The 18,394-nt window shown below is 61.3% G+C and carries 19 protein-coding genes and 1 pseudogene; all 20 read right to left on the bottom strand.

Going from position 1 to position 18,394, the window contains the following annotated elements:
- Positions 1-45: 45 nt before the first annotated feature.
- Entirely contained in the window at positions 46-1,746 is a 1,701-nt protein-coding gene (gene ureC, locus L9059_RS25015; RefSeq protein ID WP_247293509.1) for an urease subunit alpha, read from the bottom strand.
- Positions 1,747-1,931: 185 nt separating this feature from the next.
- The gene (locus tag L9059_RS25010; protein ID WP_247293508.1) at positions 1,932-2,240 is read right to left on the bottom strand and encodes an urease subunit beta; all 309 of its coding nucleotides are present in this window, start codon (positions 2,238-2,240) and stop codon (positions 1,932-1,934) included.
- Positions 2,240-2,773, bottom strand: a complete 534-nt coding sequence (locus L9059_RS25005; RefSeq protein ID WP_247293507.1) for a GNAT family N-acetyltransferase — start codon at positions 2,771-2,773, stop codon at positions 2,240-2,242. Before L9059_RS25005 ends, L9059_RS25010 begins: the two co-directional genes overlap by 1 nt.
- A gap of 7 nt (positions 2,774-2,780) precedes the next feature.
- Positions 2,781-3,314, bottom strand: a complete 534-nt coding sequence (locus tag L9059_RS25000; protein WP_247293506.1) for a GNAT family N-acetyltransferase — start codon at positions 3,312-3,314, stop codon at positions 2,781-2,783.
- A 9-nt stretch (positions 3,315-3,323) separates the two neighbouring features.
- The gene (locus tag L9059_RS24995) at positions 3,324-3,626 is read right to left on the bottom strand and encodes an urease subunit gamma (RefSeq protein WP_045060358.1); all 303 of its coding nucleotides are present in this window, start codon (positions 3,624-3,626) and stop codon (positions 3,324-3,326) included.
- Positions 3,627-3,777: 151 nt separating this feature from the next.
- Positions 3,778-4,617 (bottom strand): urease accessory protein UreD, encoded by an 840-nt coding sequence (locus tag L9059_RS24990; RefSeq protein ID WP_247293505.1) that lies wholly within the window; start codon positions 4,615-4,617, stop codon positions 3,778-3,780.
- Between the two features lie 30 nt (positions 4,618-4,647).
- Positions 4,648-5,346 (bottom strand): urea ABC transporter ATP-binding subunit UrtE, encoded by a 699-nt coding sequence (gene urtE / locus L9059_RS24985; RefSeq protein ID WP_247293504.1) that lies wholly within the window; start codon positions 5,344-5,346, stop codon positions 4,648-4,650.
- A 131-nt stretch (positions 5,347-5,477) separates the two neighbouring features.
- On the bottom strand, positions 5,478-6,347 hold the full coding sequence (gene urtD, locus L9059_RS24980; protein WP_247293503.1) for an urea ABC transporter ATP-binding protein UrtD: 870 nt from the start codon (positions 6,345-6,347) through the stop codon (positions 5,478-5,480).
- Positions 6,344-7,423: an urea ABC transporter permease subunit UrtC gene (gene urtC, locus L9059_RS24975; RefSeq protein ID WP_247293502.1), complete on the bottom strand. Its 1,080-nt coding sequence runs from the start codon at positions 7,421-7,423 to the stop codon at positions 6,344-6,346. Before urtC ends, urtD begins: the two co-directional genes overlap by 4 nt.
- Positions 7,423-8,922: an urea ABC transporter permease subunit UrtB gene (urtB, locus tag L9059_RS24970; RefSeq protein ID WP_247293501.1), complete on the bottom strand. Its 1,500-nt coding sequence runs from the start codon at positions 8,920-8,922 to the stop codon at positions 7,423-7,425. The genes urtC and urtB overlap by 1 nt, the downstream gene beginning before the upstream one ends.
- Positions 8,923-9,049: 127 nt before the next feature.
- Positions 9,050-10,315, bottom strand: a complete 1,266-nt coding sequence (gene urtA / locus L9059_RS24965) for an urea ABC transporter substrate-binding protein (RefSeq protein WP_247293500.1) — start codon at positions 10,313-10,315, stop codon at positions 9,050-9,052.
- Between the two features lie 308 nt (positions 10,316-10,623).
- Positions 10,624-12,000, bottom strand: a complete 1,377-nt coding sequence (locus L9059_RS24960; RefSeq protein WP_247293499.1) for a PepSY-associated TM helix domain-containing protein — start codon at positions 11,998-12,000, stop codon at positions 10,624-10,626.
- Between the two features lie 129 nt (positions 12,001-12,129).
- Complete coding sequence (locus tag L9059_RS24955) at positions 12,130-14,247, bottom strand: TonB-dependent copper receptor (protein ID WP_247293498.1); 2,118 nt, start codon at positions 14,245-14,247, stop codon at positions 12,130-12,132.
- Between the two features lie 191 nt (positions 14,248-14,438).
- Entirely contained in the window at positions 14,439-14,876 is a 438-nt protein-coding gene (locus tag L9059_RS24950; protein WP_247293497.1) for a DUF2946 domain-containing protein, read from the bottom strand.
- Positions 14,877-14,897: 21 nt separating this feature from the next.
- Positions 14,898-15,377 carry a copper chaperone PCu(A)C gene (locus tag L9059_RS24945; protein ID WP_247293496.1) on the bottom strand — a complete coding sequence of 160 codons (480 nt, stop codon included), beginning with the start codon at positions 15,375-15,377 and terminating at the stop codon, positions 14,898-14,900.
- 48 nt (positions 15,378-15,425) lie between these two features.
- Positions 15,426-15,824 carry a DUF2946 domain-containing protein gene (locus L9059_RS24940; protein WP_247293495.1) on the bottom strand — a complete coding sequence of 133 codons (399 nt, stop codon included), beginning with the start codon at positions 15,822-15,824 and terminating at the stop codon, positions 15,426-15,428.
- A gap of 94 nt (positions 15,825-15,918) precedes the next feature.
- Positions 15,919-16,011, bottom strand: a pseudogene (locus L9059_RS24935) (helix-turn-helix domain-containing transcriptional regulator); the annotation flags it as partial.
- A gap of 117 nt (positions 16,012-16,128) precedes the next feature.
- Positions 16,129-16,845 (bottom strand): cobalt-precorrin-6A reductase, encoded by a 717-nt coding sequence (locus L9059_RS24930; RefSeq protein ID WP_247293494.1) that lies wholly within the window; start codon positions 16,843-16,845, stop codon positions 16,129-16,131.
- Positions 16,842-17,939, bottom strand: a complete 1,098-nt coding sequence (locus L9059_RS24925; protein ID WP_247293493.1) for a cobalt-precorrin-5B (C(1))-methyltransferase — start codon at positions 17,937-17,939, stop codon at positions 16,842-16,844. The genes L9059_RS24930 and L9059_RS24925 overlap by 4 nt, the downstream gene beginning before the upstream one ends.
- Positions 17,932-18,394, bottom strand: a 463-nt coding sequence (gene cbiT / locus L9059_RS24920; protein WP_247293492.1) for a precorrin-6Y C5,15-methyltransferase (decarboxylating) subunit CbiT, incomplete at its 5' end; no start/stop codon positions are given. The genes cbiT and L9059_RS24925, both read right to left, overlap by 8 nt.

Here is an 18,394-nt window from a genome sequence, read left to right as displayed (position 1 = left end):
ATCGAACCCCGAATGCCGTCGAGGGCATTCGGGGTTTTCAACGGGTCAGAACAGAAAGTACCGCTGCGCCATCGGCAGCACATCTGCCGGTTCACACCACAGCAACACACCGTCGGCCTTGACTTGATAGGTCTGAGGATCGACATCGATGGTCGGCAGATAATCATTGTGGATCAGGTCGGTTTTCTGCACGCCACGGCAACCTTTGACCACGGCGATTTTCTTCTTCAAACCCAAAGCTTCAGGCAACCCCGCGTCCTGCGCTGCCTGACTGATAAAGGTCAGGCTGGTGGCGTGCAGCGAACCGCCGTAGCTGGCGAACATCGGTCGGTAGTGCACTGGTTGCGGCGTCGGGATCGATGCGTTGGCGTCGCCCATGAGGCTTGCTGCAATCGCGCCCCCTTTCAGGATCAGCGTCGGCTTGACCCCGAAAAAGGCCGGCCGCCAGAGCACCAGGTCTGCCCACTTGCCCACCTCGACCGAGCCCACTTCATGGCTGACGCCATGGGTGATCGCCGGGTTGATGGTGTACTTGGCGATGTAGCGTTTGGCGCGGAAGTTATCGTTGCCGGGACCATCCCCGGGCAGTGGACCGCGCTGCTTTTTCATCTTGTCGGCGGTCTGCCAGGTCCGGGTGATCACTTCACCGACGCGACCCATGGCCTGGCTGTCGGAGCTGATCATCGAGAACGCCCCGAGGTCGTGGAGGATGTCTTCGGCGGCAATGGTTTCGCGGCGGATGCGGCTTTCGGCAAAGGCCACGTCTTCGGCGATGCTCGGGTCCAAGTGGTGGCAGACCATCAGCATATCCAGGTGTTCGTCGATGGTGTTGCGGGTGAACGGCCGGGTCGGGTTGGTCGAACTCGGCAACACGTTGGCAAAACCGCAGGCCTTAATGATGTCCGGCGCATGGCCGCCACCCGCACCTTCGGTGTGATAAGTGTGGATGGTGCGACCCTTGAACGCGGCGAGTGTAGTTTCGACGAAGCCCGATTCATTGAGCGTGTCGGTATGGATCGCCACTTGCACATCGAATTGGTCGGCGACGTTGAGGCAGTTGTCGATGCTCGCCGGCGTGGTGCCCCAGTCTTCGTGCAACTTGAGGCCGATGGCCCCAGCCTTGACCTGTTCAATCAGCGGTTCCGGCAGGCTCGCGTTACCCTTGCCAGTGAGACCGATGTTCATCGGGAAGGCGTCTGCGGCCTGAAGCATCCGCGCCAGGTGCCACGGCCCGGAGGTGCAGGTGGTGGCATTGGTTCCTGTGGCCGGGCCAGTGCCACCGCCAATCATGGTGGTGACGCCACTCATCAATGCCTCTTCGATCTGTTGCGGGCAGATGAAGTGGATGTGCGTGTCGATGCCGCCAGCGGTGAGGATCATGCCTTCGCCGGCGATAATTTCGGTACTGGCGCCGATGGCGATGGTCACGCCTGGTTGCACGTCCGGGTTGCCCGCTTTGCCGATGCCGGCGATGCGTCCATCCTTGAGGCCGACATCGGCTTTGGCGATGCCCCAATGGTCGATGATCAGCGCATTGGTGATCACGGTATCCGCGACTTGAGCGGCCAATAGCTGGCTCTGGCCTTGCCCGTCGCGAATGACTTTACCGCCGCCGAACTTTACTTCTTCGCCGTAGGTGGTGAAGTCTTTTTCGACTTCAATCCACAGCTCGGTGTCGGCAAGGCGCACCTTGTCACCGACGGTGGGGCCGAACATGTCGGCGTAGGCTTGTCTTGAGATTTTCATGGGCATGCCTTGAAATTAAGTTGCGGCAATCCGCATTCCATTGTGGCGAGGGAGCTTGCTCCCGCTCGAGTGCGAAGCGCTCGCAAGAAAAGCTGAAGCAATTTATCTGAAACACCGCAGTGGCAGAATTTACGACTGCTACGCAGCCGAGCGGGAGCGAGCTCCCTCGCCACCGGGGGCCGGTTTTAGTCGAGGTCACCCATGACTCGCCCGGCAAACCCGAACACCCGACGGTTTCCGGCCAGGTCCACCAGCTCGACTTCCCGACTCTGGCCCGGCTCGAAGCGCACGGCAGTGCCGGCAGGAATGTTCAGGCGCATGCCGCGACTCGCCGCACGGTCGAAGGTGAGAGCGTCGTTGGTTTCAAAAAAGTGGTAGTGCGAGCCAACCTGGATCGGCCGGTCGCCGCTGTTGGCCACCTTCAGGCTAATCGTGCGGCGGCCTGCGTTGAGTTCGATGTCGCCGGGCTGTATCTGGTATTCACCGGGAATCATCAATGAGCTCCTTGAAGAATCTTGTAGTAGAGAGCGGTCGGCTTGTACTGGCCGCTCGGGTCGCAGGCGTAGTCGGGGATTTGCCCGGCACGGGTGTAGCCCAAGGCCGTGTAGAAGTCTTCGGCAGGGGAGCCTGCCTCGGTATCGAGGTACAGCATGCCGCGCTTGTGCTGGAGCGCGGCGGTTTCCAACGCTGTCATCAATTGCTGCCCCAGGCCACGGCGCCGCGCGTGCTCGCGTACCAGCAGTTTTTGCACTTCTGCGCGGTTCAGGCCATTGGCTTTCTGGCACAGGGTCAGCTGTACGCTGGCTTGCACCTGTTCATCCTTGACCACCACCCAAAGCAGCAGATCGCCCTTGTTCAGGTTCTCCTGGACTTCGTCGAAATAGGCGCGGGCCTGCACGGTATCCAGGTCCGCCATGAATCCGACACTGGCGCCATAACCCACTGCATCGAGCAGCAGGTCGATCAGACCCTGGCGATAGTGCGCAAAGCTTTCAACATTGACGCGGCGCAGTTGGGCGGCGTTCATCGGGGCGTTACTCCTTGCTGGCGGTCGGCGGTTGCACGCCAGGATTGAGCGTCAGTTGCATGAAGGTCAGATCCAGCCAGCGGCCGAATTTGGTACCCACTTGGGGCATCTGGCCGGTGATGATAAAACCGGCGCGCTCATGCAGACGAATGGAGGCGACGTTACCGCTCTCGATGGCGGCAACCATGATGTGCTTGTCACAGCCTTTGGCGCGTTCGATCAGCACGGTCATCAGTTGTGGACCGAGGCCGTTGCCACGCTGATTGCTGCGGACATACACCGAGTGTTCCACCGTGTGGCGAAAACCGTCGAATGGCCGCCAGTCACCGAATGAAGCGTAGCCCAGTACAGTGTTATCGCCGTCGACGATGACCAGAATGGGATAACCTTGTGATTGCCGGGCGCTGAACCAGGCCTGGCGGTTACCCAGGTCGACCGCCTGCTCGTTCCAGATGGCCGTGGTGTTCAGTACGGCATCGTTGTAGATGTCGCGGATCGCTGACAGGTCGGCGTGGACGGCATCGCGGATGTGGTAAGGCATGACTCGTCCTCAGGCGATGGGTTGGTGGACGGTGACCAGTTTGGTGCCGTCGGGAAAAGTTGCCTCCACCTGGATTTCCGGGATCATTTCCGGGATACCTTCCATCACTTGTTCGCGACTGAGCAGGGTGGTGCCGAAATGCATGAGCTGCGCCACGGTCTGGCCGTCACGCGCGCCTTCGAGCAGCGCTGCGGAGATGTAGGCCATGGCTTCCGGGTAATTGAGTTTCACGCCGCGCGCCAAACGTCGCTCTGCTACGAGGCCGGCGGTGAAGATCAGCAGCTTGTCTTTTTCGCGTGGGGTCAGGTCCATTGTTGAATCCATCTTGGGCAGTAAAAATTCGGATCTGTTAACACGTCACCTTGTAGGCGCTGGCTTGCCAGCGATGGCGTCGGCACATTCACCCCATCAGGCGCCTGGCCGGCCGCCATCGCAGGCAAGCCGGCTCCTGCGAGTTATGTGTTCAGGTGCTCCATATTCTCGGTGGCAGGGCTTGGCGGCCTAACAACGCCGGCCTGAGCAATCGCCATAAATCAATCATCCAGCCGCGGGCCAACAGGGCCTCGCTCGCCAGGCATCGGGCGACTAAAAGCCCCGGTAACTGGGTTAAATTCCCGCGGACGTCGTTAGCCAGCGAGCGGCATTTCTCCAGCAACTCATTATCGATCTCACCCGTCACCAGCAGCGTCGCAAACACCGGTTGTCCGTCCAACCCGATCGGTGAGTCGAGCAAGCCGTCATTCCCGAGGATGCGCTGGCGCTCGTGCCAGAGCAACTGGCCGTCGCGACGGATGTCGAGTTGCGCCTGGAAATGCCCCAGGTCAAAGCGCTCGCCACTGGCCGGCCGTCCCAATGCCACGACATCCCAGTAGAACAGCCGCGCATCGCCCTCAAGGTCGATGGAGGTGCTGAGCTCTGCCTGCGCGGCGCTGAAAATGATGGTCTCCTGGGGCAACCATTCCAGTGTCGCCCCTGCGCCCACTTTCAAGTCGAGTTGCTGATAGGCTGGCCCTGCGGCGCGATACCACTTGGCCGCACCGGGGCTGGTGATTTGCGCCCAGGCATCGCGACCCACGCTGGCGCTGATGTCCAGTCTGTCCCCGCCGGCAATGCCACCGGGCGGGTGCACGATGATGTGCTGGCAGACCTCGGGGCCTTCGGCATACAGGTGTTTTTGCACCCGCAGCGGGCCTTGATGGCGGCGCTGGACCGGGCGCGTGCTGTCGCCGAATCTGGCATAGCCCAGTTCCAGTTCGGCGTGCCAGCTCGGGGTAAACAGGGCAGGGGAGACAGGTAAATTCATATTCTCAAATTTTCGTCAGGACGCTGCAGATTAGATGGTTACCAGGCCGCGTACACCCTCGGCTTCCATGTTTTCGCCGCGCCCCTGCTGCACGATCTCGCCGCGGGACATCACCAGGTATTGATCCGCGAGTTCGGCAGCAAAATCGTAGAACTGCTCCACCAGCAAAATCGCCATGTCCCCGCGAGCGGCAAGTTTCTTGATGACAGCGCCGATTTCCTTGATCACTGACGGCTGGATACCTTCGGTGGGCTCGTCGAGAATCAGCAAGCGTGGGCGACTGGCTAATGCGCGTCCGATGGCGAGTTGCTGCTGCTGACCTCCGGACAAGTCGCCACCGCGGCGCTGCTTCATTTGCAGCAATACCGGGAACAGTTCGTAAATGAAGGCCGGGACCTCCTTCGCTTCGCTGCCAGGAAAGCGCGACAGACCCATCAGCAGGTTTTCTTCCACGGTCAGTCGGCCGAAAATTTCGCGGCCCTGGGGAACGTAGGCGATCCCGGCGTGCACTCGCTGGTGCGGCTTGAACGTGGTAATCGGCTTGCCTTCCCAGTTGACTACGCCTTCCTTGGCCGGCAGCAGGCCCATCAGGCATTTGAGCAAGGTGGTCTTGCCCACCCCGTTGCGCCCGAGCAGGCAGGTGACTTCGCCGACTTTCACGTCGAACGTCAGGCCGCGCAGGATGTGGCTACCACCGTAGTACTGATGCAGCTTGTCGACTTGCAGCATGTTCAAATTCTCCTCAAAACCCTTGTAGGAGCGAGCTTGCTCGCGATGAACCCGAGATCGACGCGTTCATTCAGGCAGCCGGCGTAATCGTTGATCTCCATCGCGAGCAAGCTCGCTCCTACGAAGTGCGATCAGCGTCCGAGATAAACCTCAATCACCCGCTCATTTTCCTGCACCTGCGCAAGCGACCCTTCGGCCAGCACGCTGCCCTGGTGCAACACCGTGACATGGTCGGCAATCGAACCGACAAAGCCCATGTCATGTTCAACCACCATCAGTGAATGTTTGCCGGCCAGGCGCTTGAACAGCTCGGCGGTGAATTCGGTCTCTGCATCGGTCATGCCCGCCACCGGCTCGTCGAGCAGCAGCAGTTGCGGGTCCTGCATCAGCAACATGCCGATCTCCAGGAACTGCTTCTGCCCGTGGGACAGCAGCCCCGCCGGACGATTGACCGAGCTGGTCAGGCGAATGGTGTCCAGCACTTCGCTGATCCGATCCTTCTGCTCGCCACTCAGGCGAGCCCGCAGACTGGCCCACACTGACTTGTCGGTTCTCTGCGCCAGCTCTAGGTTCTCAAAGACGCTCAAGGCCTCGAACACCGTCGGTTTCTGAAACTTGCGACCGATGCCCGCCTGGGCGATCTGGACCTCGCTCATCTGCGTCAGGTCGAGGGTTTCACCGAACCACGCCTTGCCATGGCTGGGGCGGGTCTTGCCCGTGATCACGTCCATCAAAGTGGTCTTGCCCGCGCCGTTGGGGCCGATGATGCAGCGCAACTCGCCGACGCCGATATACAGGTTCAGGTCGTTCAGCGCCCGGAAGCCATCGAAGCTGACGCTGATGTCCTCCAGGGTCAGGATGGTGCCGTGGCGAGTATCGAGGCCGGGCGCCACACGCTGGCCGAGGCCGATGGCGTCCCGGCTGCTGCCGGCGTCCTTGTTGGGTTCCGGTGGGAAGAAGGCGGGTTCGAGCATGAATTGCGCCGTCGGTGTAATTCTCATTGTTCGCCCCTTTTCTTCAGCAAGCCGATCACACCCTTGGGCAGGTACAGGGTCACGACGATGAACAGTGCACCGAGAAAGAACAGCCAGTACTCCGGGAACGCCACGGTGAACCAGCTCTTCATGCCATTCACCACACCGGCACCCAGTAGCGGGCCGATCAGCGTGCCCCGGCCGCCGAGTGCGACCCAGACTGCGGCTTCGATGGAGTTGGTCGGTGACATTTCACTCGGGTTGATGATGCCGACTTGCGGCACATATAGCGCACCGGCCAGGCCGCACAACACTGCACTCAAGACCCAGACAAACAACTTGAATCCCCGGGGGTCGTAACCGCAAAACATCAGGCGGTTTTCCGCATCGCGCAGCGCGGTCAGCACCCGGCCAAATTTGCTCTGCGCCAAGCGCCAGCCGATGAACAGGCTTGCGACCAGTAACAGCACCGTGGCCATAAACAGCACTGCACGGGTACCGGGTTCGGTGATGCCAAAGCCCAGAATGGTGCGGAAGTTAGTGAAGCCGTTATTGCCACCGAACCCGGTTTCATTGCGAAAGAACAGCAGCATCCCGGCGAATGTCAGCGCTTGGGTCATGATCGAGAAATACACGCCCTTGATTCGCGAGCGGAAGGCGAAGAAACCGAACACCAGTGCGAGTAATCCAGGCGCCAGCACCACCAGACACATGGCCCAGAGAAAGCTGCTAGTGCCGGTCCAGTACCACGGCAACTCAGTCCACGACAGGAACGTCATAAATGCCGGCAAGTCATCGCCCGAAGCCTGGCGCATCAGGTACATGCCCATCGCATAGCCGCCGAGGGCGAAGAACAGACCGTGGCCGAGGGACAGCAGGCCGGCGTAACCCCAAACCAGATCCAGTGCCAGGGCGACGATGGCGTAGCAAAGAATCTTGCCCACCAGGGTCAGGGTGTAAGCAGAGACGTGAAACGCGCTGTCTGGTGACAACAGTGAGAGCAACGGCAACGCCAGCAGAAGCACGAGAATCACCGCACCGACGGCGATCGTGACCTTGGGACCGGCCTTTTGTGTAGCTGTGAGCATTAGAGGCTGGTTCATCAGTCGATCACCCGTCCTTTCAGTGCAAAGAGGCCTTGCGGACGTTTCTGGATGAACAGAATGATCAACGCGAGGATCAGGATCTTGCCAAGTACGGCACCGATTTGCGGTTCGAGAATCTTGTTGGCGATGCCCAGGCCAAATGCGGCGAACACGCTCCCGGCCAGTTGACCCACTCCGCCGAGCACCACCACCAGGAACGAGTCGATGATGTAGCTCTGGCCCAGGTCAGGACCGACGTTGCCGATCTGGCTCAGCGCCACGCCTCCGAGCCCGGCGATACCGGAACCGAGCCCGAACGCGAGCATGTCGACGCGCCCCGTCGGCACGCCGCAGCAGGCGGCCATGTTGCGATTTTGCGTGACGGCGCGCACGTTCAGCCCCAGGCGCGTCCTGTTCAGCAGCAGCCAGGTCAGCACCACCACGAATAGCGCAAACGCGATGATGACGATTCGGTTGTAGGGCAGCACGAGGTTTGGCAGCACCTGAATTCCGCCGGACAACCAGGCGGGGTTGGCCACCTCGACGTTCTGCGCGCCAAACACCAGTCGCACCAACTGGATCAGCATCAGGCTGATGCCCCAGGTAGCGAGCAGGGTTTCCAGCGGGCGCCCGTAAAGGTGACGAATCACTGTTCGTTCAAGTGCCATGCCGATTGCAGCGGTGACGAAAAACGCCACCGGCAGGGCAATCAGCGGGTAGAACTCGATGGCTTGCGGGGCGTAGCGCTGGAACATCAACTGCACCACATAGGTCGAGTACGCGCCGAGCATCAGCATCTCGCCGTGGGCCATGTTGATCACGCCCAGCAGGCCGAAGGTAATCGCCAGACCGAGGGCGGCGAGCAGCAGAATCGAGCCCAGGGACATGCCGCTGAAAGCTTGGCCGAGGATCTCACCGATCAGCAGTTTACGTTTCACTTGAGCCAGGCTGGTTTCGGCGGCGGTGCGCACCCCGGCGTCGGCCTCGACCCCCGGTTCCAGCAGGCTTTCAAGGCGAGTGCGGGCCAGTGGGTCGCCGGTTTCACCGAGCAGGCGTACCGCAGCGAGGCGCACGGCAGGGTCTGTGTCGACCAACTGCAGATTGGCCAGGGCCAGGCTCAGGGCCGCGTGGACGCTTTCGTCTGATTCAGCGGCCAGTTGCTGATCGAGGAATTTCAGTTGCGCCGGTTTCGCGCTCTTCTGCAATTGTTGTGCAGCGGACAGACGCAATTTGGCATCGGCGGCGAGTAGTTGATGGCTGGCTAGTGCGGTGTCGATAAGACCCCGTAGGCGGTTGTTCAGGCGCAGGGTTTTCGGCTGGCCGTCGACCGTCAACCGGCCTTGTTGCAAGGCGTTGATCAGCTCGATACGGGCCGGGTCGGGCTGCGCGGCCCAGGCTTCCAGGAGCCTGGCTTGCTGAATCGGATTGGCGGCGACGAAGTCTTCGGCATCGCCGGCGAAAGTGGCCATCGGCAGCAACAGGAAAGTGATGGCAAGCAGCAAACGATATAGGGACATAGCTACGTCCTGAGGGGCGACGATGGGCCCTGTGGGAGCTGAGTTTGCTCGCGATGGCGGTGTTCCTGATGTACCGCCATCGCGAGCAAACTCAGCTCCCACAGGGTTAGGGGCTTGTTCCTGCTACCTAGTTGCTCTTCACCGCGTAATCCGGCTTCTTGTCGTTGCCGGAAATGAACGGGCTCCACGGCTGGGCGCGAATCGGGCCTTCGGTCTGCCATACCACGTTGAACTGACCATCCGCCTGGATCTCGCCGATCATCACCGGTTTATGCAGGTGGTGATTGGTCTTGTCCATGGTCAGGGTGTAGCCCGACGGTGCGGCAAAGGTCTGGCCGGCCAGGGCTTCGCGGACTTTGTCGACGTCGGTGGACTTGGCTTTCTCAACAGCCTGGGCCCACATGTGGATGCCCACGTAGGTCGCTTCCATCGGGTCGTTGGTCACCGCTTTGTCGGCGCCCGGCAGGTTGTGTTTCTTCGCGTAGGCTTTCCAGTCAGCGACGAATTTCTTGTTTGCCGGGTTCTCCACCGACTCGAAGTAGTTCCATGCCGCGAGGTTGCCCACCAGCGGTTTGGTGTCGATGCCGCGCAGTTCTTCTTCGCCGACCGAAAACGCTACGACCGGAACATCGGTAGCCTTCAGGCCCTGGTTGGCCAGCTCTTTGTAGAACGGCACGTTGGAGTCGCCGTTGACGGTGGAGATGACCGCCGTCTTGCCGCCCGCCGAGAACTTCTTGATGTTGGCGACGATGGTTTGGTAGTCGCTGTGGCCGAACGGGGTGTAGACCTCTTCGATGTCCTTGTCCGCCACGCCTTTGGAGTGCAGGAACGAGCGCAGGATCTTGTTGGTGGTGCGCGGGTAAACGTAGTCGGTGCCAAGCAGGAAGTATCGCTTGGCGCTGCCACCTTCTTCGCTCATCAGGTACTCCACTGCAGGAATCGCCTGCTGGTTCGGTGCGGCGCCGGTGTAGAACACGTTCGGCGACATCTCTTCACCTTCGTATTGCACCGGGTAGAACAGCAGGCCGTTGAGCTCTTCGAATACCGGCAACACCGATTTACGCGACACCGAAGTCCAGCAACCGAAGACCACGGCGACCTTGTCCTGGGTCAGCAACTGGCGGCCCTTCTCCGCGAACAGCGGCCAGTTCGACGCAGGGTCGACCACTACCGGTTCGAGCATCTTGCCGTTCACGCCGCCCTTGGCGTTGATCTCGTCAATGGTCATCAGCGCCATGTCTTTGAGCGAAGTTTCGGAGATTGCCATGGTGCCGGACAGCGAGTGCAGAATCCCGACCTTGATGGTCTCGGCGGCCTGGATAGTCCAGGTCATGCCCATTGCGGCGATGCTTGCCGTGAGTGTGAAAGCCTTGATCAAGCTGCGACGCTTCATTGTGCAATCTCCATGAACGTTAGACATTTTTCTTGGTTGGCAGATGCGGGCTACTGAAGGGTCTTTAGCAAGGGCTGTGCCTGATCGGCATAAGGCAGGAAAGTGTCGGTTTAGACAGGTTGCGCGACGGGTCGGCGCACCAGGAAGGGTCGAGGTCGGGGCGTTGGTGCGCCGGGTTGCGCCACAACAGGGCAGGAACCGTAGGAGCGAGCTCGCTCGCGATGGACGTCAACGATAACGCTGGTTTTCTATCTGACCGCGGTGTCATGACGTTTATCGCCAGCGAGCTCCTACAGGGGGAGCATGATTCAGGAAATAGAAGCCGACCCAGTCTGCCGGTTGAATCGCGAAAACAGCACACGGTCCACTACCCAGACAACTACCAGCGATGCACCCACCAACGGAAAGGCCACCGCCAAAGCGAACATGATGACCATCGCGGTTTTCCACTTCGGCAGGTCGTGGCGTAGCGGTGGCACACCGAACTTGCCTTGCGGGCGACGCTTCCACCAGATCACCACGCCGCTGACCGCGCTCAGCAGAATCATCAGGCAGATCAGCAGCACGATGATCTGATTGATCACCCCGAACATTTTGCCTTCGTGCAACATCACGCCGACTTCCGTGGCCCGGGCCACATTGCCATAGTGTTCCCAGCGCACATCGGCGAGCACCTTGCCGGTGTATTGATCGACATGCAGGGTGGCGTCGTTGCGCGGGTCGTCGGCGAACACGGCGACAGTGAATACGCCCGTGTCGGTGGTGGGCAGGGTGATGCTGTAGCCGGGTTCGACCTTGCGCTGTTCGGCGATGTTTTGCACATCTTGCAGGCTGATAATCGGTGCTGCGGGACCGGCGGCTTTATCGCCATGGTTCATGTGCTCGGCGTGATCGCCTGACATCGGCATCGGCGTGTTTTCCATGGCCCATGGCACCGTCTGGCGAGTCGCGGTGTTGAGGCTGCGCGCTTCGACGTCGGACTTTGGCATGTCATTCCACATCGCGCCCGGGAAGACGTTCCACACGCCCGCATATTGTTTACCCCAGAACCCGGTCCAGGTCATGCCGCTGAGCAACATCACCAGCAGAAAGGTCGCGCCCCAAAAACCGGTGACGGCGTGCAGGTCGCGCCACAGCACTCGACCGCGACTGCTCATGCGCGGCCACAGGATGCCGGCTGCCTGGCCCCGTGGCCACCAGAGGAAGACGCCGGACACCACCAGCACAATCCCCCAACCTGCGGCCAGTTCCACCAGGCGATCACCCAGGGTGCCGATCATCAGCTCACCATGAATCGCCCGCGCCACGGCTTGCAGATTCATCTTGGCGTCTTGCTCGCCGAGGATGTCGCCGTGATAGGGATCGATGAAAATGTTCAGCTCCAGGTCGGCTTGGGTCACCACAAACTGGGCACTGCGTTCAGCATTGACGGGCGGCAGGTATTGCGTGACCAGGCCTTGTGGATAGGCGTTTTTCACCCGCTTGAGCAGCTCGTCGGCTGGCAGGCTGTGATGGCCGGTCGGGACATTCAGCCAGCTGCCATACATCAAAGGGTCAAGCTGTGGCTTGAACAGGTAGATGACCCCTGTCAGCGCCAGCATGACCATGAATGGCGCGACGAACAGACCGGCGTAGAAATGCCAGCGCCAGGCCAGGTTGTAGAAATTCACTTTGGGCTGTTTCATGGTTTGTGCTCCGCTTGGCGAATCGTTTGTCTGTAAAAGATCGCAGCCTCGTTTCACTCGACAGCTCCTACAGGGTGTACGGATGCCATGTAGAAGCTGGCGTAGCCTGCGATCTTTTGACTTTTCTTGTTAGAAACTCATATCAATCTTGGTCCAGAGCGTGCGCCCCGGTTCCTTGATGGCTTGCGGGTCATTGGCCGGGTAGCCAAAGCCTGCGTTGCCGGCCAGGTTCAAGTGCTCGGCGTAGGCCTTGCCAAACAGGTTGTCCACACCAGAACTGACCTTCCAGTGCTTGTTGATCCGGTAGGCGCCATTGAGCGAGAACACCCCGAAACCGGCGGTCTTGTCGAAGTCCTTGCCAACCACGTTGCCCTTGTTACGGTCGATGCGGTCCTGCGCGGCAACCACCCTCCACAGTGCCCCGGCGCTCCAGTTGTCTTCGCTGTAGGTCAGGCCGAACCGTGCATCGAGCGGTGGCATTTGCGGCAGTGCGTTACCGTCGCTGCTGTTCTTGCCCCAGGCGTACGCCAGGGTCGCGTCGGCCTTCCAGTTATCCGTCAGCTTGTAGGCGGTACCGAGTTCGCCGCCCATGATTCGCGCGTCGATATTCTGGGCCTGTGAGGTCATGCCCATCATTCCCGGGGTGTAATTGAACAGGATGTAGTCGCGCATCTGGCCGACGTAACCCGAGGCCCAGGCTTCCAGTTCAGCGGTCCTGTACTGCAGGCCGAAATCGAGCTGGGTAGTTTTCTCCGGCTTGATCGAATCGAAGGCGTTGACCGATCCTGCCGGTCCCGAGTTTGGCGAAAACAGCTCCCAGTAATCCGGGAAACGCTGGGTGTGACCCAGGCCGGCATAGAGGGTGGTCGGGCTGTCGGCCAAGTCATGCTCGTAGCGGACGAAACCGCTGGGCAGGGTGTCGGCACGGGTGTCGTCGGCGGTTGGATTGGGCCGGGTCATCATCCCGGAACCGGTGGTCTGGCGAAAATCCTTGGCCGAGGCGCGGTCCAGGCGGGCGCCGCTGACGAGCCGGTCACTGTCCGTAGCGAACCAGGTCAACTCGCTGAACACGCCGTAGTTATGGAAGTCGGCGTCCTTGGTGAACGGTACGTCCTTGTAGGTATCGACGCCCATGCCGCTGCGCTGGCGGTGTTCATTGGTCTGCGCATCGAGGCCGCTGATCAATTGCACGTCGGCCCAGCGCCAGGTGCCTTTGATGCGCGCGCCGAGGGTTCGGCGGTCAACATTTGAGGCCATGGGGCCTGCCATCATCCCGGTGCCGGAGGGTGTGCGCAGGGTGTAGTTGTCCATCACGTGGTCGGCATAGTTGTAATAGATCTGTGCCTCGATCTTGTCCAACACTTCGCCGATGTTCGACTTCTCGAAGCGCAGGCCCAGGCTTTCGCGTTTGAACTGGGAGCCGTCCATGCCGCGTCCGGCGTAACGTGCTTCACCGTCACCCTTGCCGGCGGTCAGCTCCAGCAGAGTATCGGCGTCCGGCGTCCAGCCCACGGCGACGTCGCCATTCCACTTGTCGTAGCGCGAGGGCACGGTGTCATTGTTGCCGTCCCGGTAGTCGTCGGAGTGAGCCGTGTTGCCGATCACTCGTACATAGCCCAAGGGCCCGCCTGCAGCCGCATCCACCACTTTGTCGAAACGGCCGTTGGAACCGGCCAACAGGCTGGCATTCACCCGGGTGCCGAGCTCGCCGAAGTTTTCCGGCTCGCGGTCGAAGAGGATGGTCCCGGCCGATGCACCGGGCCCCCAGAGCACGGTTTGCGGGCCCTTGATGACTGTGAGCTTGTCGTAGGTTTCTGGCGAGATGTAGGAGGTGGGGGCGTCCATCCGTCCAGGGCAGGCGCCGAGCATCATGCCGCCATTGGTGAGGATGTTCAGGCGTGAACCGAACATGCCACGCAGTACCGGGTCGCCGTTGGTGCCACCGTTGCGCACCAGGGCGAAGCCGGGGATGGTCTTGAGGTAGTCACCGCCATCACTGGCCGGCACCGGTTGGCGCGGGTCCTTGGGGTTGGTGACGATGGTCAGCGGTGAACTGGGGGCAATGGCAGTGATGACCGTGGGGCTCAGCTCTTCATTGTGCCCGGCATGTTCATCGGCTAGCGCCAGGGGCGCGAGCAGGGCGCCGCAAAAGATCGCGGTGGCGTGTCTGAACCAGGCGCGGGTCGGGTTCAGGGCGAAAGAAACCTGAGCGGCGCTCAGGCGTGTGTCTGCAGAAAACCTGGACATGAAAATTTCCGTCGAACAGTCGTAAACGACACGGCCGGCAGCCGACGCATCGCATCAACTGTGGGAGCGGGCTTGCTCGCGAAGAGGGAATGTCAGCCACATCAATGTCATCTGGCACAACGCTTTCGCGAGCAAGCCCGCTCCCACAGGTTGCTTTGCTGTCCTGTAGCCGTGTGGGATTGGGCGGGTGTTTACGCGACGGCAGGCGGGGCGCGGGTGCGGGCGCCGGGGAAGAAGGTTGGCCGGGCATGGCCCAGGCGTGTGGCGGGTGTAGCGAAGGTGCTTGTCCTGGGGACGTCGAATACAGCGAAGGAGTGGCCACCCGTCAGTGCCGGGCAATTGAACAACAGGCTGCAATAGCCGCATCGTTCCCAGAGCGCATGATGATCGGTTTTCGGCGGGCAATGCTCGTCGTCGACCTGCGCGCCATGCTGCATCGTCGACATGTCCATGCTCATGTTCCTGGACATGTTCATGGACATCGAGGCGCGCTGATCCATCGGCATCGACTGGGAAATCAGCGGGCCGATAAAGATCATCAACATGGCGAACAGGCTGACCCAGCTGCCGCGAGTCAGGCGCAATGGCTGACGGCGGGTAGCGGGGGACCTGGCGCTAAGCGGGCGCATGGGCGTGCGGGGCTCGGTCGGTTACTGGGCGTGGGCGTGCATTGGCGCACCCTCCGGCGCCTGCTTCTGCACCGTGACCTGTACCGTTACTTCAGCGGATTTCTCGAAGTGCAGGGTCAGCGGAAACTGCTGGCCATCACTCAACAGAGAACGGTCTTTCAGGTCCAGCAGCATGACGTGATAGGCCATGGGGGCGAAGGTGATTGTTCCTCCGGCCGGGATTGCCACGCTGGGCACCTGCTGCATCCTCATCAGGTCGCCCTGCTTGATGTGCTCGTGCAACTGGGCAGTGCCGGCAATCGGCGAGTCGACGCTGACCAGGCGGTCGGCAGTATTGCCTTTGTTGGTGATCACGAAATACGCCGCCACGGTCGGTGCGTTGGGTGGCAGTTCCATGGACCAGGGGTGGGCAATGTCGAGTTGCCCGGCCTTGTAATCGTGGGCATGGGCAAAGCAGGCAGGCAACAGCAACGCGGCCAGGACGATGAGTTTGTTCAACATGGCAGTTCTCCGGAACGATTCAAGACGCAGGTCAATTGCGAGAAAGAATCACACCAGAGGGGAGGCGCGGGGGTTCAAGGCTGGCCATTGCTGGCGAGGCGTAGGCAGTTCAACAGAGCCGACTGGCAGGCTCCGATTGGTCTGATAATGCGCGAAATACAGCTGCGGCTCATGCCCGGGCAACGCCACCAAGGGTGCGGACCCGGAGCAGCACCAACAATGCTGCATGTTGGAATGCTGGTCGCCTTGGGGGGCTTCCTGGTCGACGTCGGCCAGGGTGATCGCCACCATCTTCGTCCCGCCGGAGGAGCAGAAACTACCCCACAACAACTGTTCGGCCGGGGATTTCGCCGACTGCGCCAGTGCACCGGACATTGGCATGGCGAGCATGTTGAACAGCACTGCGAAGCAGGCGATCCAGGCAATTGCGAGCCGATGTCGGGACATGGGGGAATCCGGTGTGTGGGCGATCAGGCGCGGCTATTTAGCCTGATCAGGGCCGATAAGTAAAAAGCCCGCCTGCGGTGTGGTGTCGCAGCAGTCAGAGCGCAGTGGCATGCAAACGCAGGCCCAAGGCTTTCATGACCTTCATGATAGTCGTGAATTGCGGATTGCCAGTGCTGCTCAATGCCTTGCTAGTCAGTGGCAGATGCTCCGAATTATAAATTTTGGCGCAGTAAGATGGATAGCCGGTTCTTTCCGAAAGTGTTGCCAGCAAAATCGCGAAAGAAGAAGTAATTGAGGACACGGCCTACAGCGACAGTGCCGCCAACACCTGCGCTACCGAATCAAACTCGCGATCCACCACCGGCAACACCGGTCTTTTCAACACCAGCACCGGCACCCCGCGCTCCCGCGCTACCTCCAGCTTCGGCTCGGTGGCGGTGCTGCCGCTGTTCTTGCTGATCAGCACGTCGATCTGCCGGCGCTCGAACAGTTGACGTTCGTTGTCAATCAGGAAGGGCCCCCGAGCGGCGATCACTTCGCAGCGGTCGTTACCCGGGTACACGTCCAGTGCGCGTAAGGTCCAGAACTGTTCGGGCGGGATTTCGTGCAGGTGCTGCAAAGGTTCGCGGCCGAGGGTGAACAGCGGGCGTTTGAACGGTTGCAAGGCGCTGGTCAGGTCTGCCCAGTCGTTGACCTCTCGCCAGTCATCACCGGCCTGGGCCTGCCAGGCCGGGCGCCTGAGGGCCCAGCAGGGTATGCCGCTCAAGCGCGCAGCAGTGGCGGCGTTCTGGCTGATTTGGGCGGCGTAGGGGTGGGTTGCGTCCAGCAGCAGGTCGATGGCTTGATCGCCGATGAACTGCGCCAGGCCTTGCGCACCGCCGTATCCACCGACGCGCACCTGGCAGGACAGATCCGTCGGCACGCGGCCGACGCCAGCCAGGCTGTAGACATGTTGCGGGCCCAGTGTTCGAGCAATGGCCAATGCTTCCGTGATGCCGCCGAGCAACAGGATGCGTTTCATTGGAAGGCTCCCGCATGGCCGACCACCACGCCTTGGCGGTCAATGGCAAACACCTCGACCTGCACCTGGGCCGGCACCACGCTGCGGGCAAAATCCAGTGCGTACTGGCAGACAAGATTGCCGAGGGCGATCCCGGCTGCGCTGGCCATGGCCAGGGCTTGCTGGCTGGTATTGGCCTGGCGGATCACCTGTTGCAGCGCCTCGTCGGCGCCGATGACGGCGGCCCAGTCAGCCAATTGCGCCAGGTCAATGCTTGAGTGCCGGCTGTGCAGGTCCATGTGCCCGGCCGCCAGCTTGCTGATCTTGCCGAATCCACCGCACAGGCTGAGTTTATCCACAGGCACCCGGCGTAGGTGCTTGAGTACTGCACCGACGAAGTCGCCCATTTCGATCAGGGCAATTTCCGGCAGATCGTAGACCCGGCGCATGGTGTCTTCGCTGGCGTTGCCGGTGCAGGCTGCAATGTGCAGGTAGCCGTTGGTCTTGGCGACGTCGATGCCCTGATGAATAGAGGCAATGTATGCAGCGCAGGAGAACGGCCGGACGATGCCGCTGGTGCCGAGAATCGACAGCCCGCCGAGAATCCCCAGCCGCGGGTTCATGGTTTTCAACGCTAATGCCTCGCCGTCCTCGACGTTGACCGTGACCTCAAATCCACCGCCGTAGCCCCATTCGGCGGCCAGCCGGGTCAGGTGATCGCTGATCATCTTGCGCGGCACCGGGTTGATGGCCGGTTCGCCCACGCCCAATACCAGCCCTGGCCGGGTGACAGTGCCGACGCCATGGCCGGCCCTGAAACGAATGCCCGGGGCTGCGTCCAGGCGCACCCGGGAATAGAGCAGGGCGCCGTGGGTGACGTCCGGATCGTCCCCGGCATCCTTGATGGTACCGGCCTCCGCGCCGTCTTCGGTCAACCGGCAGAACTCCAGGCGCATCTGCACCTGCTTGCCCTTGGGCAGCACAATATCCACAGCGTCCGCGCCCAGACCACCGAGCAACAGCCGGGCGGCCGCGAGGCTGGTGGCGGTGGCGCAACTGCCGGTGGTCAGGCCGCTGCGCAGGGGGGCGGGTTGCTCGGCAGTTTCATCACGCATAGAAGGGTTTGACCACGTCCAGCAGGGTAATCGGCAGCGCCTGGCGCCAGGTGTCAAAGTCCCCCAGTGGTTGGGCCTGGGCGATATGAATACGCGTGAGCTCGCCGCCGTGCTGCTCGCGCCAGGTCATCAAGGTCATTTCACTCTGCAGCGTGACTGCGTTGGTCACCAGTCGGCCTCCGGGTTTGAGAGCAGCCCAGCAGGTATCCAGCACGCCTTCGCGGGTGACGCCGCCGCCGATGAAAATGGCGTCTGGGCGTTCCAGTCCATTCAGTGCCTGCGGCGCGCTGCCGCGAATCAGCTGCAGGCCGGGTACGCCCAGGGCATCGCGATTATGTTCGATCAACAGTTGGCGCCCTGCATCGGCCTCGACCGCCAATGCGCGGCAACTGGGGTGCGCGCGCATCCACTCGATCCCGATCGAGCCGCTGCCCGCGCCGACATCCCACAGCAGC

Origin of the sequence: Pseudomonas violetae, assembly GCF_023072615.1 — a bacterium.
In the GTDB taxonomy this organism is placed as follows: domain Bacteria; phylum Pseudomonadota; class Gammaproteobacteria; order Pseudomonadales; family Pseudomonadaceae; genus Aquipseudomonas; species Aquipseudomonas violetae.
Note: the sequence above shows the minus strand (reverse complement) of the source record. Positions and strands in the feature narration are given on the sequence as shown.